Annotated in this window: 35 protein-coding genes; all 35 read right to left on the bottom strand. The window is 37.9% G+C overall.

What is annotated here, in order from left to right; translation table 11 throughout:
* Positions 1 to 11: 11 nt before the first annotated feature.
* Positions 12 to 524 (bottom strand): 50S ribosomal protein L17, encoded by a 513-nt coding sequence (rplQ, locus tag LVD47_RS21495; protein WP_236980540.1) that lies wholly within the window; start codon positions 522 to 524, stop codon positions 12 to 14.
* A 76-nt stretch (positions 525 to 600) separates the two neighbouring features.
* Positions 601 to 1,599, bottom strand: coding sequence for a DNA-directed RNA polymerase subunit alpha (locus tag LVD47_RS21490; protein ID WP_236980538.1), 999 nt, complete (start codon positions 1,597 to 1,599; stop codon positions 601 to 603).
* Between the two features lie 81 nt (positions 1,600 to 1,680).
* Positions 1,681 to 2,292, bottom strand: coding sequence for a 30S ribosomal protein S4 (gene rpsD / locus LVD47_RS21485; protein WP_236980536.1), 612 nt, complete (start codon positions 2,290 to 2,292; stop codon positions 1,681 to 1,683).
* Positions 2,293 to 2,325: 33 nt separating this feature from the next.
* Positions 2,326 to 2,706: a 30S ribosomal protein S11 gene (rpsK, locus tag LVD47_RS21480; RefSeq protein WP_236980534.1), complete on the bottom strand. Its 381-nt coding sequence runs from the start codon at positions 2,704 to 2,706 to the stop codon at positions 2,326 to 2,328.
* 33 nt (positions 2,707 to 2,739) lie between these two features.
* Positions 2,740 to 3,117, bottom strand: a complete 378-nt coding sequence (gene rpsM / locus LVD47_RS21475; RefSeq protein WP_236980532.1) for a 30S ribosomal protein S13 — start codon at positions 3,115 to 3,117, stop codon at positions 2,740 to 2,742.
* Between the two features lie 11 nt (positions 3,118 to 3,128).
* On the bottom strand, positions 3,129 to 3,245 hold the full coding sequence (ykgO, locus tag LVD47_RS21470; protein WP_236980530.1) for a type B 50S ribosomal protein L36: 117 nt from the start codon (positions 3,243 to 3,245) through the stop codon (positions 3,129 to 3,131).
* Positions 3,246 to 3,255: 10 nt separating this feature from the next.
* Complete coding sequence (infA, locus tag LVD47_RS21465; RefSeq protein ID WP_236980528.1) at positions 3,256 to 3,474, bottom strand: translation initiation factor IF-1; 219 nt, start codon at positions 3,472 to 3,474, stop codon at positions 3,256 to 3,258.
* Between the two features lie 39 nt (positions 3,475 to 3,513).
* Positions 3,514 to 4,320 carry a type I methionyl aminopeptidase gene (gene map / locus LVD47_RS21460; RefSeq protein ID WP_236980526.1) on the bottom strand — a complete coding sequence of 269 codons (807 nt, stop codon included), beginning with the start codon at positions 4,318 to 4,320 and terminating at the stop codon, positions 3,514 to 3,516.
* Between the two features lie 7 nt (positions 4,321 to 4,327).
* Positions 4,328 to 5,692: a preprotein translocase subunit SecY gene (gene secY / locus LVD47_RS21455; protein ID WP_236980524.1), complete on the bottom strand. Its 1,365-nt coding sequence runs from the start codon at positions 5,690 to 5,692 to the stop codon at positions 4,328 to 4,330.
* Between the two features lie 8 nt (positions 5,693 to 5,700).
* Positions 5,701 to 6,150, bottom strand: a complete 450-nt coding sequence (gene rplO, locus LVD47_RS21450; protein WP_236980522.1) for a 50S ribosomal protein L15 — start codon at positions 6,148 to 6,150, stop codon at positions 5,701 to 5,703.
* A 25-nt stretch (positions 6,151 to 6,175) separates the two neighbouring features.
* Entirely contained in the window at positions 6,176 to 6,355 is a 180-nt protein-coding gene (gene rpmD, locus LVD47_RS21445; protein ID WP_236980521.1) for a 50S ribosomal protein L30, read from the bottom strand.
* 59 nt (positions 6,356 to 6,414) lie between these two features.
* Complete coding sequence (rpsE, locus tag LVD47_RS21440; RefSeq protein WP_236980520.1) at positions 6,415 to 6,933, bottom strand: 30S ribosomal protein S5; 519 nt, start codon at positions 6,931 to 6,933, stop codon at positions 6,415 to 6,417.
* Positions 6,934 to 6,953: 20 nt separating this feature from the next.
* Positions 6,954 to 7,307, bottom strand: coding sequence for a 50S ribosomal protein L18 (rplR, locus tag LVD47_RS21435; protein WP_236980519.1), 354 nt, complete (start codon positions 7,305 to 7,307; stop codon positions 6,954 to 6,956).
* Positions 7,308 to 7,344: 37 nt separating this feature from the next.
* On the bottom strand, positions 7,345 to 7,899 hold the full coding sequence (gene rplF / locus LVD47_RS21430) for a 50S ribosomal protein L6 (RefSeq protein ID WP_236980518.1): 555 nt from the start codon (positions 7,897 to 7,899) through the stop codon (positions 7,345 to 7,347).
* 18 nt (positions 7,900 to 7,917) lie between these two features.
* Entirely contained in the window at positions 7,918 to 8,322 is a 405-nt protein-coding gene (gene rpsH / locus LVD47_RS21425; protein ID WP_236980517.1) for a 30S ribosomal protein S8, read from the bottom strand.
* Positions 8,323 to 8,343: 21 nt separating this feature from the next.
* A complete protein-coding gene (gene rpsN / locus LVD47_RS21420; RefSeq protein WP_236980516.1) occupies positions 8,344 to 8,613 on the bottom strand; it encodes a 30S ribosomal protein S14 in 270 nt (89 codons plus the stop codon).
* Between the two features lie 2 nt (positions 8,614 to 8,615).
* Entirely contained in the window at positions 8,616 to 9,167 is a 552-nt protein-coding gene (rplE, locus tag LVD47_RS21415; protein ID WP_236980514.1) for a 50S ribosomal protein L5, read from the bottom strand.
* Complete coding sequence (gene rplX, locus LVD47_RS21410) at positions 9,167 to 9,496, bottom strand: 50S ribosomal protein L24 (protein ID WP_236980511.1); 330 nt, start codon at positions 9,494 to 9,496, stop codon at positions 9,167 to 9,169. The genes rplE and rplX overlap by 1 nt, the downstream gene beginning before the upstream one ends.
* An 11-nt stretch (positions 9,497 to 9,507) precedes the next feature.
* Entirely contained in the window at positions 9,508 to 9,876 is a 369-nt protein-coding gene (gene rplN, locus LVD47_RS21405) for a 50S ribosomal protein L14 (protein WP_236980509.1), read from the bottom strand.
* A 30-nt stretch (positions 9,877 to 9,906) separates the two neighbouring features.
* Entirely contained in the window at positions 9,907 to 10,164 is a 258-nt protein-coding gene (rpsQ, locus tag LVD47_RS21400; RefSeq protein ID WP_236980507.1) for a 30S ribosomal protein S17, read from the bottom strand.
* 29 nt (positions 10,165 to 10,193) lie between these two features.
* A complete protein-coding gene (gene rpmC / locus LVD47_RS21395) occupies positions 10,194 to 10,454 on the bottom strand; it encodes a 50S ribosomal protein L29 (protein ID WP_236980505.1) in 261 nt (86 codons plus the stop codon).
* Between the two features lie 11 nt (positions 10,455 to 10,465).
* Positions 10,466 to 10,888 carry a 50S ribosomal protein L16 gene (gene rplP / locus LVD47_RS21390; protein ID WP_236980503.1) on the bottom strand — a complete coding sequence of 141 codons (423 nt, stop codon included), beginning with the start codon at positions 10,886 to 10,888 and terminating at the stop codon, positions 10,466 to 10,468.
* A gap of 95 nt (positions 10,889 to 10,983) precedes the next feature.
* Complete coding sequence (rpsC, locus tag LVD47_RS21385; RefSeq protein ID WP_236980501.1) at positions 10,984 to 11,691, bottom strand: 30S ribosomal protein S3; 708 nt, start codon at positions 11,689 to 11,691, stop codon at positions 10,984 to 10,986.
* A 23-nt stretch (positions 11,692 to 11,714) separates the two neighbouring features.
* Positions 11,715 to 12,113, bottom strand: coding sequence for a 50S ribosomal protein L22 (rplV, locus tag LVD47_RS21380; RefSeq protein WP_236980499.1), 399 nt, complete (start codon positions 12,111 to 12,113; stop codon positions 11,715 to 11,717).
* Between the two features lie 36 nt (positions 12,114 to 12,149).
* The gene (gene rpsS / locus LVD47_RS21375; RefSeq protein WP_236980497.1) at positions 12,150 to 12,419 is read right to left on the bottom strand and encodes a 30S ribosomal protein S19; all 270 of its coding nucleotides are present in this window, start codon (positions 12,417 to 12,419) and stop codon (positions 12,150 to 12,152) included.
* A 2-nt stretch (positions 12,420 to 12,421) separates the two neighbouring features.
* On the bottom strand, positions 12,422 to 13,252 hold the full coding sequence (gene rplB / locus LVD47_RS21370) for a 50S ribosomal protein L2 (RefSeq protein ID WP_236980496.1): 831 nt from the start codon (positions 13,250 to 13,252) through the stop codon (positions 12,422 to 12,424).
* A 36-nt stretch (positions 13,253 to 13,288) separates the two neighbouring features.
* Complete coding sequence (gene rplW, locus LVD47_RS21365; RefSeq protein WP_236980495.1) at positions 13,289 to 13,585, bottom strand: 50S ribosomal protein L23; 297 nt, start codon at positions 13,583 to 13,585, stop codon at positions 13,289 to 13,291.
* A gap of 23 nt (positions 13,586 to 13,608) precedes the next feature.
* Positions 13,609 to 14,238, bottom strand: a complete 630-nt coding sequence (gene rplD / locus LVD47_RS21360) for a 50S ribosomal protein L4 (RefSeq protein WP_236980494.1) — start codon at positions 14,236 to 14,238, stop codon at positions 13,609 to 13,611.
* Positions 14,239 to 14,244: 6 nt separating this feature from the next.
* Complete coding sequence (gene rplC / locus LVD47_RS21355) at positions 14,245 to 14,865, bottom strand: 50S ribosomal protein L3 (protein ID WP_236980493.1); 621 nt, start codon at positions 14,863 to 14,865, stop codon at positions 14,245 to 14,247.
* Positions 14,866 to 14,993: 128 nt separating this feature from the next.
* Positions 14,994 to 15,302 carry a 30S ribosomal protein S10 gene (rpsJ, locus tag LVD47_RS21350; RefSeq protein ID WP_236980492.1) on the bottom strand — a complete coding sequence of 103 codons (309 nt, stop codon included), beginning with the start codon at positions 15,300 to 15,302 and terminating at the stop codon, positions 14,994 to 14,996.
* Positions 15,303 to 15,353: 51 nt separating this feature from the next.
* Positions 15,354 to 17,489 carry an elongation factor G gene (gene fusA / locus LVD47_RS21345; protein WP_236980491.1) on the bottom strand — a complete coding sequence of 712 codons (2,136 nt, stop codon included), beginning with the start codon at positions 17,487 to 17,489 and terminating at the stop codon, positions 15,354 to 15,356.
* A gap of 51 nt (positions 17,490 to 17,540) precedes the next feature.
* Positions 17,541 to 18,008 (bottom strand): 30S ribosomal protein S7, encoded by a 468-nt coding sequence (rpsG, locus tag LVD47_RS21340; protein ID WP_236980490.1) that lies wholly within the window; start codon positions 18,006 to 18,008, stop codon positions 17,541 to 17,543.
* 22 nt (positions 18,009 to 18,030) lie between these two features.
* The gene (gene rpsL / locus LVD47_RS21335; protein ID WP_236980489.1) at positions 18,031 to 18,402 is read right to left on the bottom strand and encodes a 30S ribosomal protein S12; all 372 of its coding nucleotides are present in this window, start codon (positions 18,400 to 18,402) and stop codon (positions 18,031 to 18,033) included.
* Positions 18,403 to 18,739: 337 nt separating this feature from the next.
* Entirely contained in the window at positions 18,740 to 20,989 is a 2,250-nt protein-coding gene (locus tag LVD47_RS21330) for a polyprenyl synthetase family protein (RefSeq protein ID WP_236980571.1), read from the bottom strand.
* Positions 20,990 to 21,905: 916 nt separating this feature from the next.
* A partial coding sequence (locus LVD47_RS21325; protein WP_236980487.1) for a T9SS type A sorting domain-containing protein occupies positions 21,906 to 22,133 on the bottom strand: 228 nt, incomplete at its 5' end.

Genomic DNA, 22,133 nt, shown 5'->3' with positions numbered 1-22,133 from the left:
GGCTTAATAAATTATTCTTCTTCTTTATTTGAAGCAATTGATGCAGCCGAAGCAGCTGCTGCAGCTCCACTGCTACTACCTCCGCTCTTACTTCCTCTTCTGCTTCTCCTACTCCTACGTGTTTTCTTCTGACCTGGGATATTACCGTCTTTCAAATTATAATCACTATTAAAGTCCACTAACTCAATCATCGCCATTTCAGCACCATCACCTTTTCTAAATCCAGTTCTGATAACCCTAACATAACCTCCGGGACGATCTCCAACTGCTGCTGCAACGGGGCCAAATAGTTCTTTAATTGCTTCCTTATCCTGCAAGTACTTAAAAACCACCCTTCGGGAGTGCATAGTATTGGCCTTCCCTTTAGTAATTATCGGCTCCACATGCTTTCGTAATGCTTTTGCTTTTGCCAATGTAGTATTGATTCGCTTATTCATAATTAAAGCGACTGACATATTCCGTAAGGTAGCAATCCTATGTCCTCTCTTTCTCCCTAAATGATTAAACTTTTTACCGTGTCTCATAATGATAAATTTGATAACATCGCATCACCAAAGCTCTAAAAAAAGCTCTATGGTTAATGCAAAAAATAATGATTAATTAATCTTCGTCAATTTTAAACGGAGCTAGATCCATTCCAAAGGTCAAATTCTTTGCATCCAATAATTCCTCAATCTCGACCATAGACTTTTTACCAAAGTTTCGGAATTTCATCAACTCGTGCTCTTCATACTGCACTAACTCCCCTAGGGTATTAATTTTAGCTGCTTTAAGGCAATTATATGCTCTTACCGATAAATCCAGATCCTCAAGAGAAGTTTTCAGTAACTTTCTCATATGCAATACGTGCTCATCAACAATATTATCCTCTGCCTTGGCATCCGCTTCGAAAGTAATATTCTCGTCAGTAATCAATAATAAATGCTGAATCAAAATTTTAGACGCCTCTTTAATAGCATCCTCAGGATGAATGGTTCCATCGGTAGTAATTTGGATATTGAGTTTTTCATAATCCGTCCTTTGTCCTACACGTGTGTTCTCAATACTATATTGAACATTTTTAATAGGAGTATAAATAGCATCAACCGGAATAACACCAATAGGTGCATCTTTAGGCAAATTTTCATCGGCATGAACATACCCTCTTCCTTTCGTAACTGTAAATTCAATCTCTAAATTAACAGAAGGATCCATACGGCATATCAGTAGATCCGGATTGGTCACTTTAAATACATTTGTGTGGTCTTCTATATCACCAGCCCTAAACTCCTCTTTTCCTTTCAATGTCAAATAAACTTTTTCCTCCTTAAGATCAGGATCGTCTATTTTCTTTTTCAGTCTAATTTGTTTGATATTCAAAACAATCTCAATAACATCCTCTACAACTCCCTTAATAGTACTGAATTCATGGTCTACACCAGCTATACGAATTGCAGATATTGCAAAACCTTCTAGAGAAGATAGAAGTACCCTTCGAAGCCCGTTTCCAATGGTCTGCCCAAATCCGGGTTCCAATGGCTTGAACTCAAATTGTCCATCAAAATCATCGGCTTTTTGTAGTAATATTTTATCTGGTTTCTGAAAATTAAGCAGACTCATAAATTAAATTTTATAATTATCTTAAACAATTAAAGGCAAAGGCCTAAAATGCCTTTGCCAGAAGAATTAAATTCAAATTTCTTATTTGGAATACAATTCAACAATCAATTGCTCATTAATGTTTTCCGGAATATTCTCTCTTTCAGGTAATGCGATAAAAGACCCTTCCATCTTGTCTGCATTCCACTCCAGCCAAGGGAATTTACGAACATCAGACTTGGCATTGATTGAATTTTCTATTACTTCCATTCCTTGAGATTTCCCCCTCACTGTGATTACATCTCCTGGTTCCAGTTTAGCCGAAGGAATGTTTGTAACAACACCATTTACCACAATATGCTTATGGGTCACTAATTGACGTGCTGCTCTCCTGGTTGGTGCAATACCCAACCTAAAAACCGTATTATCGAGTCTTGATTCCAACAATTGAAGTAAAACTTCACCCGTCACACCTCTTGAACGGTTTGCCGTTTCAAATAAATTTCTAAACTGCCGTTCTAATACACCATACGTATACTTCGCCTTTTGCTTTTCCATTAACTGTACAGCATAATCCGACTTTTGTCTTCTTCTTTTATTATTACCATGCTGACCAGGCGCATACTTTCTACGCTCAAAATACTTATCAAAGCCGTATAGTGATTGGCCGAAAGCACGTGATTTCTTAGTTTTAGGTCCTGTATATCTTGCCATTAAAAATAGATTTAATGTGAATTATTAATTGTATTAAACGCGTCTACGTTTTGGAGGTCTACAACCATTATGCGGTAATGGCGTAACATCTGTAATTTTTCGAATTTTGATACCAAGACCGTCTATTGCCCGAATAGCAGCTTCTCTACCGGAACCTGGCCCTTTCACGAAAACTTCCGCAGACCGCATTCCTGCATCATAGGCAACCTGCCCAGCATCTGATGCTGCAATTTGGGCAGCATATGGAGTGTTCTTCTTTGATCCCCTAAAGCCAGCTTTTCCAGCTGAACCCCAGGAAATAACCGAACCTTGCTTATTTGTCAAAGTAACAATAATATTGTTGAAACTGGCCTGTATATAAACAAAGCCTTCCGGCTCAACATGTAACTTCTTTTTCTTCTTAATCTTTGCCATAATCCAAATTGAATAGTAATATTATCAGCTTAATTATTTTACTGCCTTCTTCTTGTTTGCAACAGTTTTCTTCCTTCCTTTACGTGTCCGGGCATTGGTTTTTGTTCTTTGGCCATTAACTGGTAATCCTTTACGATGTCGCAAACCTCTGTAACTGGCTATATCCATCAACCTTTTAATGTTCATCTGAACTTCAGAACGTAATTCTCCTTCCACTTTAAAGCTATTCTGGATAATATTGGTTATGGTACGAATATTATCATCAGACCAATCTTGTACCTTTACATTTCCATCCACTCCAGCTTCTTCCAAAACTTCCTTAGCTCTAGAATCTCCAATTCCAAAAATATACGTTAATGCTATTATGCCTCGTTTATTCCTGGGCAAATCCACTCCAGTAATTCTTGCCATTTTACTCTATTTTAACCCTGACGTTGTTTAAACTTAGGATTCTTTTTATTAATAATATACACCTTTCCTTTTCGTCGGACAATTTTGCAATCCGCTGACCGTTTTTTTACCGATGCTTTTACTTTCATAATATAGATTTTACTTGTATCTGTAAGTAATTCGTCCTCTGGATAAATCGTATGGCGACATTTCCACTGCTACTTTATCTCCGGGTAAAATTCGTATATAATTCATACGCATCTTTCCTGAAATCGTAGCAACTATTAGATGATCGTTCTCTAAACGCACACGAAACATTGCGTTAGACAATGCTTCTTCAATTATTCCGTCTTGTTTTATTAATCCTTGTTTCGCCATAAAATTCTTAATTCGGAGTGCAAATATCGCTTTTTTTTCTTAAAAATCAAGGAGATTCACATTGTTTTTTATATTTTCTTCAAGATCAGTATGATCTGATAAAATATCTGCTTCATTTTTTCGTACCGCTATGGTATGTTCAAAATGGGCAGATGGCTGACCATCCAAAGTACGAATAGTCCATCCGTCTTTATCCTGGTAGATATCCCGTTTTTTTAAATTTATCATGGGCTCAATAGCAATCACGAGGCCTTCCTTCAAAACAATACCTCTTCCCCTTTTTCCATAATTGGGTACTTCTGGAGCCTCATGTAAATTTTGCCCTACACCATGTCCTACCAACTCCCGCACAACACCATAATTTCGCTTTCGTTCCGTCAATTCCTGAATAGTATAACCAATATCACCCAGTCGATTACCCACAATCGCATTTGCGATTCCCTCATACAATGACGCCCTGGTCACTTTCAGCAGCTCAACTATTTCAGCATCTACCTCACCAATGGCAAAAGTATAAGCTGCATCTCCATAAAAACCTTCTGAAAAAGATCCACAATCAACAGATACAATATCTCCGGATTTGAATTCATACTCACCTGGAATCCCGTGAACTACAATATCGTTATAGGATACACATAAAGTGGCAGGAAATCCACCATAACCTTTAAATCCAGGCTCTGCACCATGGTCTCGTACTACCTCTTCAGCAGCTTTATCAATCTCCAGCGAAGTAATTCCAGGCTTCAATAACTCAGCAACTCGTGCTAATGCAGCAGAAACTATCAAACAGTTCTTTCGTATTAATTCAATTTCTTCGTCAGTCTTATATCGTATCCTGCGCGCCATAAACAAATTATAAATCAGAACCAATGGTCTGCATCGAACTGCTACGACCTTTAATTTTACCCGATTTAACCAATCCGTCGTACTTCCGCATTAACAAGTAAGATTCTATTTGTTGCAGGGTATCCAATACCACACCAACAATAATGAGTAAAGAGGTACCTCCGAAGAAGTAGGCAAATAATTGATTAACACCAAACAATTGCACAACAGCCGGCAAAATAGCAATAATACCTAAAAATACAGATCCAGGTAAAGTAACACGAGTAGTTACCGCATCAATAAAATCTTGAGTTGGTCTTCCTGGTTTAATACCAGGGATAAAAGCATTTTGCCTTTTTAGATATTCAGCATATTGTTTGGGGTTCACTAGGAGTGCTGTATAAACATAAGTAAACACAACAACCAAAATAAAATAAACCAAATTATATGGAAGTGATGATATATCTGTTAACTGTGCCAGAATTCCTTCATTACTATTGGTTTGTCCCAGCACATATTGAGAAATAGTAGAAGGCAAAAACATAAGTGCCTGGGCAAAGATAATTGGCATTACACCTGCCGCAGCTACTTTTAAAGGGATGTAATCCCTGGCTCCCTGAACAGGAATATTACTACTCCTCCCTACCATTCTCTTAGCAAACTGAATAGGTATCCTCCTAATTCCCTGGACAATTAAAACACATACCATAGTAATGGCAAATAAGGCTGCTATTTCAATAACAAAGAACAACAATCCTCCTCCAGACATTTGGGAAGTCAATTCGAATACAAAGGCCTGTGGTAAAGTGGCAATAATACCAATCATGATCAGTAAAGAAATACCATTACCGATACCTCTGTCAGTTATTCTCTCACCTAACCACATAGCAAATATTGTCCCGGAAGATAGAATAATTACATTACTGATCCAAAATATGGATTCAGGTATATTGGGGTCAATGGCACCTTGGCTTTTTATCCAACTTAAATAGGCTCCTCCCTGGACAAGGGTTATTGCTAATGTTAATAATCGCGTAATCTGGTTCAATTTCTTTCTTCCCGATTCCCCTTCTTTTTGTTGCAATTTTTGAAAATAAGGAACAGCAAAGCCCAACAATTGAACAATGATGGAAGCCGTGATATAAGGCATAATTCCCAGTGCAAAGAAAGCAGCTCTATTAAAGGCTCCTCCTGCAAAAGCATTAATCATACTCAAAATATCCGTTGGTGCAGAGCTTGAGGTAACTGCCTCCAGTACTTCCCTGTTTACCCCAGGTAATAAAATAAAAGTTCCCAGCCGGTAAACAGCCAGGATAGCGAGGGTAAATAAAATTCTTTCCCGCAACTCTTTAATCTTCCAAATATTCTTTATTGTAGATATGAATTTTTTCATCTGAATTCTTATTCAAAGATTTTTGCCGAACCACCCTTCCCTTCAATCGCTTCTTTGGCAGATTTTGAAAAAGCGTGTGCTTCAATATTCAAAGAATTGGTGATTTCACCATTTCCTAAAATTTTAACCAATTCTCCTTTTTGAATATATCCCTTTTCCTTTAGAAATGGCAAATCAATATCTGTTATATTATACTTTTCAGCAATCGCCTGGACCTGGAACAAATTCAGTGTACTGTACTCCTTGCGATTAGGACTTTTAAATCCTCTTTTAGGTAGACGCATTTGCAAAGGCATTTGGCCTCCTTCAAAATTCCTTTTCTCTTTATACCCCGACCGGGACTTAGCCCCTTTATGACCTCTGGTTGAGGTACCACCTCTACCACTTCCTTCTCCTCTTGCGATACGCTTCTTCTTCTTTACTGAACCCTTAACCGGTTTTAAATTGTGCAATTCCATTTCCAATATTTTAAGATGGCCAATTTTATTGTTCAACAACTTCTACCAAATGAGATACTTTATTGATCATCCCTTTGATATTATCATTCAATTCGTGCTCAACACTAGCGTTAATCTTTCTCAATCCTAGTGCCTCCAAGGTCTTTTTTTGCTTTTGACTTCGGTCAATCGCACTTTTGACTTGCGTAATCTTTACTTTAGCCATTATTCTTAAATTTAAATTTCCTTTTCCAGTTCGCTAAATATTCTATACAAATATTCAACTTAATTATTCTGATGAAACAAATCTTCTACCTTAATACCTCGTTCCTTGGCAATAGCATATGGGTCCCTTAATTTCAACAAGGCATCAAGTGTAGCCTTTACAACATTATGCGGATTAGGCGATCCCTGTGATTTAGCCAAAACATTATGTACCCCAGCTATCTCCAAAACAGCTCTCATAGAACCACCGGCAATAACACCGGTACCATCAGCTGCCGGCTTAATCAAAACCTTACCAGCCCCAAATTTTCCTTTTTGAGCATGTGGTATAGTACCTTTCAATAATGGGAATTTCACCAAATTTTTCTTAGCATCTTCTACCGCCTTCGAAATACTTTCAGATACATCTCTTGCTTTACCCAGGCCATAACCTACAGTGCCATTTCCATCACCAACTACCACCAAAGCTGAAAAGCTAAAGGTTCTACCCCCCTTAGTCACTTTCGCAACCCGGTTTAGACTTACCACTTTTTCTTTTAACTCGGATGCTTCTGTTGGTTTTACTTTATTTGCTGCCATTTCGACTATTTATTAAAATCTTAAAATTTAAGTCCTCCTTCCCGAGCGCCTTCAGCTAATGCTTTAACCCGTCCATGATATCGATATCCACTCCGATCAAAAATAACTGATTCAAGATTGTTGGCCTTTGCGCGCTCAGCAATTAATTGACCAATCTTCTTTGCCTGATCCGTCTTTGTACCTTCTGAAGTAAAATCTTTCTCCTTCCATGAAGCAGAAACAATGGTTGTTCCCTGGTCATCATTAATTACCTGACAAGAAATTCCCTTATTTGACTTATAAACTGCCAATCGAGGTCTTTCTGCAGTCCCCAGGATAGATTTTTTTATCCTTTTCTTAATTCTTTGTCTCCTTCCTGCCTTTGTCAATTTCATCTTAGTGTATTTAATCTATTACACATTATAATTTAATCTACTTAGCTGCTGTCTTACCAGCTTTTCTACGTATATATTCTCCAGCGTATCTAATCCCTTTTCCTTTGTACGGCTCGGGTTTTCTAAAAGAACGAATCTTTGCAGCAATCATACCCAATAATTCCTTATTACATCCTTCCAGAATAATGGTTGGATTCTTTCCCTTCTCTGTTACGGTGGTAACTTTTATCTCATCAGGGACATAAAACAAAATGGGATGAGAATATCCTACAATAATTTCCAATAAATTTCCAGTATTAGATACTCTGAAACCTACACCCACTAACTCAAGTTCTTTTTTATACCCTTGTGATACCCCTTCGAGCATATTATTGATCAAGGCATTCGAGAGTCCGTGTAAAGCTTTGTGTCTTTTCTGCTCGGTAGGTCTTTCCAAAGAAATCTCGTTATCTTCTACCTTTATAGTCAAATCCTGATCAATTTGTTGTTTCAACTCACCTTTAGGACCTTTGACAGTCACCATATTTCCTTTGGAGACTTCAATATTAACCCCACCAGGTATTTCCAGAACTCTTAAGCCTATTCGTGACATAAATAAATAATTTGAAATTTAATAAACGTAACAAAGTACCTCTCCACCGATATTCTTACTTCGCGCTTCATGATCCGTCATTAGACCTTGTGAAGTTGAAATAATTGCTACTCCCAAGCCATTAATAACTCTAGGAAGTTCATTTGCACTTTTATAAATTCGTAATCCCGGTTTACTTACCCGCTTCAATGATCTGATTACCGGTTGGTTTCCTGGTTTACTGTATTTTAATGCTATACTTATTGACCCTTGTGGCCCATCCTGTTCATCGAATTTATATCGATAGATTAACCCTTCATTATACAACACTTCTGTTATGCTCTTCTTAACTTTAGAAGCTGGAATTTGCACCACTCGGTGTCCAGCCATTTGTGCATTTCGTATCCGAGTTAAATAATCTGCTATTGGATCGTTTACTGCCATAATTCTTTTGATTTGTGATAATTACCAACTGGCTTTAGTTATTCCTGGAATTTTTCCATTGAGGGCCATTTCCCTAAATGTTACACGATTGATACCAAACTTTCTCATATATCCTTTTGGTCGTCCTGTCAATCTACACCTATTGTGTAATCTAACGGGTGAAGAATTTTTAGGTAACTTATCCAAAGCTTCCCAATCTCCTTCTTCTTTCAATCTTTCTCTCAAATCAGCATATTTCTCGACTAATCGCCTTCTCTTCTCCTCTCTTGCTATTAATGCTTTTCTAGCCATTATTATTGATTTTTAAATGGTAAACCAAATGCCTTTAGTAATTCTAACGCTTCTGCATCGGTTTTTGCCGTTGTAACAAATGAAATATCCATTCCCTGGATTCTAGAAACCTTATCGATGTTAATCTCCGGAAATATAATTTGTTCTTGAATACCCAAAGTATAATTTCCTCTACCGTCGAAACTTTTGTCACTAATTCCTCTAAAATCACGTACACGTGGTAACGCTACGGAAATTAATCTATCCAAAAACTCATACATACCTTCTTGTCTCAAGGTAACTTTTGCCCCGATTGTCATACCTTCCCGCAACTTAAAGTTGGATATAGACTTTCTGGCCTTTGTAGGCACCGCTTTTTGTCCGGCTATAGTAGACAACTCATCTATTGCTACATCAATTAATTTCTTATCCTGTGTTGCTTGTCCCAACCCTTGATTGATAGAAATCTTTACAAGTTTAGGTACTTCCATGACACTGGAATACTCAAACTTCTTCATCAATTCAGGAACAATTTCTTCCTTGTAAATCTTCTTTAATCTCGGTCTATAACTCATTACTTAATGATTTCCCCTGATTTTTTTGAAAAACGTACCAATTTTCCGTCCTCTATTCTTCGTCCTACTCTTGTTGGTTCCCCCGACTTGGGATCAATCAACATTACATTTGATATATCAAACGGTGCAGGTTGTTCAATTATCCCTCCGGGTTTGTCGTTTGTCGGCTTCTGGTGCTTTTTCACAATATTTACATCTTCTACCAACACCTTTCCTTTTTTGGGAAATACTCTAAGGACTTCTCCTTTACTACCTTTATATTCTCCGGCGAGTACGACTACCTGATCACCCTTTTTTATTTTCCACTTTGGCTCAAATCTATTCTTCATAATATTTTCTTTTATAGAACTTCAGGTGCCAATGATACAATGCGCATATGATCCTTTTCTCTTAATTCCCTGGCTACAGGACCAAAAATACGAGTTCCTCGTGGCTCTCCTGCACTATTCAATAAAACCACTGCATTATCATCAAAACGTATGTAGGAACCATCCCTTCTTCTAATTTCTTTCTTTGTTCTCACTATCACTGCTCTTGAAACAGTACCTTTTTTGATAGCACCACTGGGTGTAGCTGTCTTAACAGAGATCACTATTTCATCACCTATACCTGCATACCTACTTTTCGATCCACCCAACACTCTAATACAAAGCACTTCCCGTGCTCCCGAGTTATCCGCTACTTTTAATCTACTTTCCTGTTGTATCATTTCAAATGAAATTTTTACGATCTTAAATTCTTACTTGGCTTTTTCCAATACTTCAACCAATCTCCACCTTTTCTTTTTACTCAACGGTCTGGTCTCCATTATGCGGACAGTGTCTCCAATATTACCTTCTTCCTTTTCATCATGAGCGGTAAACTTACTTGATTTTTTCACAAATTTACCATATATAGGATGCTGCAATCTTCTCTGTACTTCCACAGTAATGGTTTTATCCATTTTATTGCTACTAATCACCCCAACTTTTGTTTTCCTGAGATTTCTCTCTGTCATAATATTGTTAATTTAATCGCTTACACTCTTTATTTACCCGCCCTTCGTGCTTTAATATTAGTTCTCTTCGCCAACTCTTCATCACTTAAATCAGCTACTTCACGAGCACGAAGTTCCGTCTTCAACTTTGCTACATTCCTCCTCAAAGTTCTTATTTCTAAAGGATTATCGACACCCCTGGTTGAGTGATCAAAACGCAATTGCACTAATCGCTGCTCGGTACCATCCAACTCCGCAGTCAAATCATCTACCGTCAAATCTTTATATTCCTTTGGATCTACAGTTGCCATAATCGCTTAATTTATTTTGTTCTTAAATCTTTTCTGACACTAAATTTTGTCAGTATGGGCAATTTTTGAGCTGCCAATCTCAACGCTTCCTGTGCCACTTCTTCTGATACACCGTCCAATTCAAACAAAATACGCCCGGGTTTAATTACAGCTACATAATGTGACAGGGCACCCTTTCCCTTTCCCATACGCACCTCTTGAGGCTTTGCGGTAACCGGTTTATCCGGAAATATCCGAATCCACACTTTTCCTTCTCTTTTCATATACCTTGTCAGTGCAATCCTAGCCGACTCTATCTGTCGATTGGTAATCCAACCACTTGTAGTCGCTTTTAATGCAAATGAACCAAAAGCTATGGTGCTACCTTTTCTTGCGAGCCCTCTATTTCTTCCCTTCTGTTGCTTCCTGTATTTAGTCCGTTTTGGCTGTAACATAACTCAATTTTATTTAACTATTTCCCTTCGCGAAAAAGTTTTGCAAAGGTACGATCTTTAAAAGATAATTAATAATTAATTTCTATAAATATTCTCTACCGCCTTCTTTTCTTTCTTCCGCCTCCGCCACCGCGTTTTCCCTTTTGGGATATACCTACTAGGGGCGACAATTCTCTCTTACCTAAGACCTCTCCACGACAGATCCAAACTTTAACACCAATCTTACCGTATACAGTCATAGCTTCCACTAATGCATAATCAATATCTGCTCGAAAAGTATGGAGCGGTGTACGTCCTTCCTTGTATTCTTCAGTCCGTGCCATATCAGCACCGTTCAATCGACCTGCAATACGAACCTTTACACCTTCAGCCCCTGCCCTCATAGTAGATTGAATAGCCATCTTTATGACTCTTCTATAATTCATCCTGGCTTCCAATTGTTTAGCAATTGATTCTGCAACAATGTATGCATTCAGCTCAGGCTTCCTAATCTCCACAATATTGATTTGTACATCCTTACCGGTAAGTTTCTTCAACTCAGCTCTAATACTATCAACTTCTGAGCCTCCTTTTCCGATAATAATTCCGGGTCGTGAAGTAGTAATAGTTACAGTAATTCGCTTCAAAGTTCGCTCAATAATGATAGATGCAATTCCTCCTTTATGAACCCTTGCGCGCAAATACTTTCGTATCTTCTCATCCTCCACTACTTTATCCGCAAAATCTTTATCTGCGAACCAGTTGGAATCCCATCCACGAATAATACCTAACCTGTTGCCAATTGGATTTGTCTTTTGACCCATTCTACTAAATTTGGTTAATATTTTTAATTCTCTTCATTTTCAATTTCTTGACCTTCCTCTACAGCTGTACTTTCAAACTCCACCCTATTCTCCACAATCAGTGTTACATGATTTGAACGCTTACGCACCCTATGAGCTCTACCATGAGGTGCCGGTTGTATACGCTTCAACATTCCAGCTTCATCAACCAAAGCAGTTTTCACATACAAATCATAGTCCTCTGCACTATGCCCTTCACTTTTATACTCCCAATTGGAAATAGCCGAAATCAACAACTTCTCAATCCATTCAGACGCTTCCTTATTGGTAAAACGGCAAATATTCAATGCTTCATTAACACTTTTGCCTCTTATATTATCCACCAACAATCTCATCTTCCTGGCTGACATTGGACAATTCTTTAATTTTGCAACTGCTTCCATTTTATTCACAATTTTAAATTCTTACTAAGTAGTTATTTACTTCTTCCGATTTCCCGAGTGTCCCTTGAAACTTCTCGTAGGTGCAAATTCACCTAATTTATGCCCTACCATATTCTCTGTAATAAACACAGGCACAAAAGTCTTTCCATTATGCACTGCTATTGTCTCTCCAACCATATCAGGAATAATCATTGAAGATCGAGCCCAGGTTTTAATAACTGTTTTCTTACTTGAATCTTTTGCTCTCTCCAACTTTGTTAAGAGCTTGTGGTATACATAAGGTCCTTTTTTTATTGATCGAGGCATAACTACTTCCTATTTTTTCTCCTTGTAATAATTAATTGATTCGATGACTTCTTCTTCTTACGGGTTTTCTCGCCTTTGGCTTTTACACCCGTTCGGGATCTTGGATGTCCTCCTGAGGCTCTCCCTTCTCCTCCACCCATAGGGTGATCGACTGGGTTCATAGCGACACCTCTTACTCTTGGACGCCTACCCTTCCATCTTTTTCTTCCCGCTTTACCCATTACCACGTTTCCGTGAACCGGGTTCGAAGCAGCACCGATAGTAGCCTTACATCCAGCCAGTATTCTTCGCACCTCCCCGGAAGGCAATTTAACAACCGCATACTTCCCTTCTTTACTAACAAGGACTGCTGAGGTTCCCGCACTTCTTACCAATTGAGCTCCTTTTCCGGGCGTCATTTCAATGCCATATATTAAGGATCCTAGAGGAATATCTTTTAAAAATAATGCATTACCCGGCGTAACACTAGCCCGAGACCCTGACATTACCTCATCTCCTACTTTAATACCATTAGGAGCAATGATATAACGTTTTTCCCCATCCGCATAAACCAACAAAGCAATAAATGCAGATCGATTAGGATCAAATTCGATTGACTTTACTTTGGCAGGGATATTATCTTTATCACGCTTAAAATCGATAGTTCTATATCTATTTTTATGTCCTCCTCCCCGGTTCCTGACATTCATTTTCCCACTACGATTTCGTCCCCCGATTCTTCTCTTCCCTTTGGTCAGACTTTTCTCGGGTTTGTCCGTAGTCACTTCGTCGAATGCATTCCCCAATCTATATCGCATTCCCGGCGTTATCGGTTTGTATTTTTTAAGTGCCATTTTGACAAATTTATCTTATTCTAAAATTTGTTTCTCTTACAGTTCTCCAAAAAGATCTATCTGTTCTCCTTCTACAAGCGTAACAATAGCCTTTTTATAGGAGGGTTTTCTTCCCCGTTGAACTCCACCTCTCGTAAATTTAACCTTCAATTTACCTGGCAATACTGCTGTATTAACACTGTCTACACTCACATTATACATAGATTCAACAGCATTGCGAATTTCTATTTTATTCGCCTTCTTGTCAACAATAAAGCTCACCTTATTCAATTGATCGTTTAAAACATCAGATTTTTCTGTAATCAAAGGTTTTATCAAAACACGGTTAGCCATTTCTTACAATTTACTTCAATTATTTAATTATTCTCTGCAGATGAAATACCTTGGATAGCGCTTTCAGCAAAAAGCAAAACACCGGCATTCATAATTTCATACGTATTCAAATTTCTGGATTCCACCACTCTAACCTTTTGATTGTTCCTCCCGCTTAAGTACAGGTTTTTATCATAGTCTCCCGTAACCATTAACACCTTCTCTCCATTTAACTTCAAGTTGGATATAATCTCCATAAAAGATTTTGTAGATGGCTGCTCTAAAGTAAAATCTTCAACAACACTTACTTTACCGTTTTGTGCTTTAGAAGAGAGCGCACTGTTTCTAGCAACAACTTTTAACTTGCTATTCAACTTACTGTTATAAGATCTGGGTCTGGGACCAAAAATTCTTCCTCCGCCTCTAAAAATAGGATTTTTTATATCTCCAAAACGAGCAGTACCCGTACCTTTTTGACGTTTAATTTTTCGCGTCGAACCTGCCACTTCACTTCTCTCCTTCGCTTTATGCGTCCCTTGTCGCTGATTTTTCAGATAATGCTTCACTGCAAGATACACCGCATGTTCATTAGGTTCCACACCAAACACATCACTGGGTAATTCAATAGACCTTCCCAGGGATTCTCCATTTGTATTTACGATATCAATTTTCATGATCCCTTACTTTTCGATAATTACATACGATCCCTTATGTCCGGGAACCGCACCTTTAACTACTAATAAATTCTTATCCGTATGTACCTTAAGAACTTTCAAATTCTTAATTTTCACACGATCACCACCAGTCTGTCCTGCCATCTTCAACCCCTTAATAACTTTCGAAGGATCGGAAGAAGCGCCCAAAGACCCTGGAGCTCTCTGTCTGTTGTGCTGACCGTGAGTGGCATCACCCACACCCGCAAATCCGTGTCTTTTCACTACACCTTGAAACCCTTTACCCTTTGAAGTACCAACAACACTTATAATGTCACCTTCAATAAGCACATCATCTATTGTCAACTCATCTCCCAACTCCTTTTCAACATTAAAGTCACGAAACTCAACAATGTGACGTTTGGGAGTACTATTGGCTTTGGAAAAATGACCCATCATTGGTTTGGATGTACTTTTTTCCTTCTTGTCATCAAAACCTAATTGTACCGCATTATATCCATCAGTATCTTCCGTTTTCACCTGTGTAACTACACATGGTCCTGCTTCAATAACCGTACAGGCTATATTCTTGCCAGTCTCATCATAGAAACTTGTCATACCGACTTTTCGTCCTAATATTCCGTTCACTTTACTGGAATTTAATTTCTAAAATAAATTACCTTCTGAAGTTTGTAGTACACTAAAGTGATACTGCAACTTCACATCAACAAATAAACATTCTTATAAATACAACCCCGAGAAGAGATAAAATTCTATCAAGTAAGTTTCACCTGGATATCAACACCACTAGGTAATTCTAATCTTGATAAAGCGTCTACCGTCTTCGGAGTAGGGGTATATATTTCAATAAGGCGTTTATGGGTACGCAATTGAAACTGCTCACGAGCTTTTTTATTTACGTGCGGAGAACGAAGCACAGTAAACACTTCTTTTTTCGTAGGCAGCGGAATCGGACCCGTAACAACAGCACCGCTACTTCTAACGGTCTTCACAATCTTTTCAGTTGACTTATCAACTAAATTGTGATCATACGAGCGCAATTTTATCCTTATTTTCTGATTCATAACCCTATAATAATTAACAAAGAACTTTCAAATTTATAATTCTAATATCTATTACACATTAATTTCACCCTTAGCTTTTTGGATGATTTCTTCTGCTATTCCCTGTGGAACCGGATCATAATGAGAGAATTCCATAGATGATGTAGCTCTACCTGAAGTAATTGTACGTAATTGTGTAACATAACCAAACATCTCAGCCAATGGAACATCAGCTTTAATAATTGTTGCATTATTCTTAATATCCTGGCCTTTTACCAAACCACGTCTTTTATTCAAGTCACCGATTACAGACCCAGTATATTCATCAGGAGAGGTAATCTCCAATTTCATAATAGGCTCCAGTAAAACAGGCTTTGTTTTAGAGGCAGCTGCCCTAAATCCTTCTTTAGCTGCCAGCTCAAAAGCGATAGGCTTAGAATCCACTGGGTGGGTACTTCCGTCATATACTCTGACTTTCATACTGTCAATCGCATACCCTGCCAGGATACCATTATCCATCATCGCTTTAAAACCTTTCTCTACACTAGGAATCAATTCACGAGGAATAGATCCTCCAACAATATCATTTACAAACTGCAACTTAACTTTACCTGTCTTAAATTCATCACTATCAAGAAACTCCTGGTCAGCAGGTCCTAATTCAAATTGCACATCCGCAAAAAGACCTGAACCACCGGTTTGCTTTTTCAATTTTTCTCTATGATCAACTGTCTCCGTCAAAGCTTCTTTATATGTTACTTGCGGAGCACCTTGATTAGCTTCTACTTTAAACTCTCTCCTCAACCTATCTATAATTATCTCTAAATGCAACTCTCCCATTCCACGAATAATCGTCTGATTCGTTTCATCGTCGAATTCCACTTTAAAAGTAGGATCTTCTTCCGCTAATTTAGCTAATCCCATACTCAATTTTTCCATGTCCTTTTGAGTCTTGGGCTCAACAGCCAAACCTATTACCGGATCAGGGAATGATATACTTTCCAGCACAATCGGGTGCTTTTCATCACATAGCGTATCCCCTGTCTTAATATCTTTGAATCCCACAGCAGCTGCTATATCTCCAGCTTCTACACGGTCAATGGCATTTTGCTTATTCGAATGCATTTGATACAAACGAGAAATCCTTTCTTTCTTTCCTGATCTTGTATTATGCACATAAGAACCCGCATCCAAAGCTCCCGAATATGTCCTAAAGAAAGCTAAACGTCCGACATACGGATCCGTAGCAATCTTAAATGCTAACGCCGAGAAAGGGGCATCCACATCTGGTTTCCTTTTCTCCTCTTCCTCTGTGTCAGGATTTATACCTGTAATTGCATCCACATCAACAGGAGAAGGCAAATATGCACAAACGGCATCAAGAACTGCCTGCACACCTTTATTCTTAAAAGCTGAACCACAAAACATAGGAATGAATTTGCGATCAACTACTGCTTTTCTAATTGCAGCCCTCATTTCATCAGGCTGGATAGAATCAGGATCTTCAAAATACTTCTCCATCAATGAATCATCGTATTCTGCAACTGACTCTAATAACTTTTCACGATATTCTTCAACAGTCTCCACCAAATCTTCGGGAATATCAATTACCTCAAATGTCATACCCATATCATCCTCATTCCAAATCCTCGCTTCATTGGTAATTAAATCAACTACACCCCGAAAGTTTTCTTCCGCTCCGATAGGAACTTGCATAGGCACGGGATTCGCACCTAACATTTCTTTCACTTGTCGAACTACCTCGAAAAAATTAGCTCCCTGCCGATCCATTTTATTAACAAAACCCAGCCTGGGAACTTTATATCTATCCGCTTGTCTCCAAACAGTCTCAGACTGCGGTTCCACTCCACTCACAGCACAAAACAAAGCGACTACACCATCTAATACACGCAATGAACGCTCTACTTCTACAGTAAAATCCACGTGACCGGGAGTATCTATGATATTGATCGTATACGTATCGTCTTTCCACGGCCAACTTGTATTCGTAGCCGCCGAAGTAATCGTAATACCACGCTCCTGCTCTTGCTCCATCCAATCCATGGTAGCAGCTCCATCATGCACTTCCCCTATCTTATGACTTATACCTGTATAATATAGAATACGCTCAGTGGTAGTTGTTTTACCTGCATCAATATGAGCAGCAATTCCAATATTCCTGGTGTATTTTAAATCTTTGTTTGCCATTATGAATAACCTCTTCTGAAATATTTTAAATAAATAAACGTCCTTACTTAACTACACTCTAAAATGCGCAAATGCTCGATTAGACTCCGCCATTCTATGTGTATCTTCTTTTCTTTTAACAGCCGCTCCCTCGCCTTTGGAAGCTGCCATTATCTCTGCGGCCAACTTCTCTGCGAATGTCTTGCCATTTCTCTGACGAGCAAATTTAATAATCCACTTCATACCCGTCGCCACTTTCCTCTTCGGATGAATTTCTGTAGGAATTTGAAAAGTAGCACCTCCTATCCTTCTACTTCGAACCTCCACCTGAGGCATTGCAGTATCCAACGCCTTCTTCCAGGTATCATAAGCGCTCTCTTCCACTTTATCTTCTACGATATCCATCGCATCATAAAACAATTTAAAAGCCAAGCCCTTCTTACCATTCCACATCAAATTATTCACAAACATAGTCACTACCGGGTCTCCATACCGAGGATCCGGTTCAACTATACGCATTTTTGGTTTTCTTTTCCTCATTTCAGATCAATTACTTAGATTATTATTTAGGCCTTTTTGCTCCGTATTTAGATCGAGATTGCAATCTACCTTCCACACCTGCAGTATCCAATGCCCCCCTCACTATCTTATATCGCACACCAGGCAAATCCTTTACTTTTCCACCTCTCACTAATACGATAGAGTGTTCCTGCAAATTATGACCTTCTCCCGGAATATATGCAATCACCTCCACACCATTCGTAAGACGAACCTTAGCTACTTTTCGAAGTGCAGAGTTCGGCTTTTTAGGCGTAGTCGTATATACACGTGTACATACCGCTCTTTTTTGAGGACAAGAATTCAAAGCCCTGGATTTACTTTTGACTTTTATTTTCTTCCTACCTTTTCGTACTAATTGATTAATCGTTGGCATATTACTACTAATGCTTAATTTTTATGATATTTTTCACAAACGAAGACTACGTCCCCGAAAGCGAATGCAAAGATAGATTATTTATTCAGAATAAAAAAATTAGCTTAAAAAATTTATTTAAATCATTGATCCCTAACATATAATATAGAACGGCAGCTAACCAATCTTCTGTTGCAATTAAAATATAATTTTCCATTAATTAAAATACTCCATATTTATAAGATGTGAATTCCCGAAAAATTAAAAATTTAAATAACAATTGCAGCCCACAAAAAATCTTGATTTTTTACTTGAAATTATAATAAAACCGCCTTTTAGATCAAGAGAAATAGTTCAATTAATAATGTCGGTTTAGCACATAAGAACTAAATGCCCGAAGGTTTAATTTAACACCTGAATCTCTAACTAACGGGTCTAAATTTTCCCATGCTTCTTCCAAATTTTCAAAAGCAATTTTTTCTGACTTTTCAATAGCGCATACTTTATCGAGGATATTAACCGCTTCAGTTATTAAATTCAAATCACTAGATTTCATTTGTAATATCTCCCAAAGTCTTTTTCTGTCTACTTGATTGAGATCTTTCATTGCACGAGCTATGGGATAAGTAATTTTACCTGCCGATATATCTTCTCCTTTTGTTTTCAATCCGTCTTTGAATCCCTTCAAATTTAGGGTATCATCTATAATTTGAAATGAAACACCTAATACTTCATAATAATTTCCAAGCGCCAAAATTTGCTCTTCGGTGCCACCACCTACCATAGCACCTATTTGTGCCAAGTAGCTAGCCGGGGCAGCGGATTTCAGCCTATGAATAGCTGTTATTCTTTCCAACAACAAATCACCCTGGTCGCTTTCCACCACATCAGTCATCATATAATCCAAGCCATGGATATCCAGGGCCTGACCAGCGTGTGCAGCTCGCAAGGCTTCAAAAAATAAATTATATACTTTTAACCTAATTTCAGGATCCAAAAATTCAGAATATATAATTATTTGTACAATGAAGTAACAGGCAGATCCAGCATTGATAGCTGTTGGTTCACCGTAAATTTTGTGACAACTTGGTTTCCCCCTGCGAATATCAGATTTGTCTTCCACATCATCCACAATTAAAGATCCAACATGTAGCAATTCTGGAAGTGCTAACCACTTTTGAATTCTTTGTGAGTCACCGCCAACAAGATCACAACACGCCAATAATGCATAACTTCTCCAGGATTTACCTCCTCTATCGACAATGGAACGTATTGGTTCTATTAATGATTTTGAAAATTGTACCGGATCTACCCCTTTAACAAATTGACTTCTGCCTTCACCGGAAATCAATTGTTCAAGTCTCTCCGGTCCTGGATTCCTTGGGATCACAAAATCAACAGATCTCTTAGTTTCACGGCTTACAATCTTTAAAAAATCTTCGAGGGTTTCCGAGTTTGAAAACCCACTCCGCTCTAAAAACCCCGGTCCTTGAAATGGAACACCATTCAACTCACCATTTATTGTAAGGGCACCTTCCCAAAAAGCTGTTTTGGAAATTACTGTTATGAACTCCTGGTTCGGAAAGTTGGCTTGTGCTTCCAGATAAAAATCCATGGATGGAACTTCCAGAACCCACGTTAAAGGATAATCATTGAAAGTCTTAGTACTTGTCCAAACACCCCCCTTCGGGTACAAAGAAAAATTGTTAGATTTAACGACAGATCCTTCTGGATCAATCAATACAAAACAAGCCCCCGAACCTTTTTCATTTTCTTTGTCAATTAAATCGTAAACTGTAAACTCATACCCATTTGATAATTGACCAGACATCCAGTTCCAGGCTAGCTTCTCCGTAAAATCACTATCGGATTTCCCAGCCTCTTCCTCCGGACGTACACCAAATTCATGGTCGTACCAGGCAGAGGCATCAGAAAAGTGAATCTCTTTATCAAATATTTTTAAATATCCCCTGGCATTGTTCCTGGGAATAAAATAATAAAACATAGTCTCCGCAGATTGACCTTTAACTACACCATCATCTCCATGTCTTACAGGAGCTTTCGTAGGCTCAAATTCCATAAAAACCGAAACCCCGTGCTCAGGATCTAAAAGGTTCAACTCATATTTTCCATCATCCTTCTTCAAAAAGGTATTATCATCAAATTTTAACCAAAGCTTATCTTTTGATATTTGAGCCCCTTTTTTAAATACCCTATCCGGATAAGGGATGCTACCTTTTTCTAGCATTTCTATAGCTGCTTCCCGAACTTCCTTATTTTTTATCAACCTTCCACCTTTCAGTTGCTTTAAACCTATTTTAGGAGAGTCCTTATCTAATAAAGAATTACTGTAATACTTTTTATTTTCATTATCAATTAAAGCCCAGGTAATAGAATGCCCGTATTTTACACTTTTTGTTTCAGGATCATATTCCAATAATTTTCTAAAAAATGAAGCAAAAACTGAGTACTTATTACCATCTTCTGCTTCTATATGCGCATTGATGTACCACCACTCGGTCGTAGAACTCTGGTGTGGTAAATCGTGGACTTCTAAATCTATTAGACCGGATTTGGGCCAATCCAAGGGAAAAGTTTTCGTTGTCATCACAAGGCTTTGTTTGGTTTAACCCAGATTAAATATGATAATGGTTTTCTCTAAAATAATTAAAAATCAATCCGACCTATTTTCCGGATCTTACACATGAAAATCATATTTATGATGTTAGTACTAATTAAAGACAAACTAAATAAAACGCTGAATATCTAGCACTTACATTTATCATATCCATTTTATTATCTAATCTGGATTTAAAGCATTCCAAGTTAGTAAAATAAAATAAATTCTATAGTTGATTTTATTTTAATTCAATTCACTCAACCGTCGAGAAAAATCAGTAAATCCCTTTCTACAAGGTATTTTCCTTACAAAATAGAAGACAAAATTTACCCATTAAACAAGATCTATAAAAGAATAATATTTTTTTAAAATTCTGAATATTACAAAACCTCTTGTAGAAAATATCAATAGAATACCCAAGCACCACAGGCCGATAAATGAGCTATTTTTTGGCGAATATCAGGGTTACAACTCAAGACCTGCTCCAAATATTAATTTAAAATATACTTCAATGGTCTTGCTATTGGTTTTGAATTTAATTTCTATTCCGGATATACCTTTTCTGTCTAAGGCTAGCTTGGCTAAAAACCCTGACGGTTTCTGTCCATATGGTATCACCAATATTTAGGTACACTTCACGTAAATTTTATCCTATTCCCCTTAAAATTTCAATTGTATTATAAATACATCTCGAATGTAAGTAACTGGGGAGTATCTACTTTAGCATATTTATCTAACTAAAGCTAATCATCAACTTCAGGTCATTTACATAATGTGAAGCGAAAGTTGGTTTTGTATTTTTCTGATTGTAATACATTGAGAACATCCTTATCAATTAATCAGTACCACGTTACCTGATCATCAATAATTATAGTAAAAAATTATCGATGAACGGTTAACTTTCCTACTCTACCTTAACCATGCGCTTAGTACCCGTATAATCCTTTGTATCCAATTGATAATACAACACTCCGGTTACCGGTAATTCATCGGGTGCTACTTTTACTTCATTATAGCCCTTCTTGTATTCACCCTCAAATTCTTTCAACACCTTTCCCGTCACATCGTATATCGTCAATCGCGCATCCGTATCTTCCGGCAAGTCAAAACCAATCACCGTATACCCGTCAAA

The sequence above is a fragment of the Membranihabitans maritimus genome (assembly GCF_021729145.1).
GTDB classification, from domain to species: Bacteria; Bacteroidota; Bacteroidia; order Chitinophagales; family Saprospiraceae; genus Membranihabitans; species Membranihabitans maritimus.
Note: the sequence above shows the minus strand (reverse complement) of the source record. Positions and strands in the feature narration are given on the sequence as shown.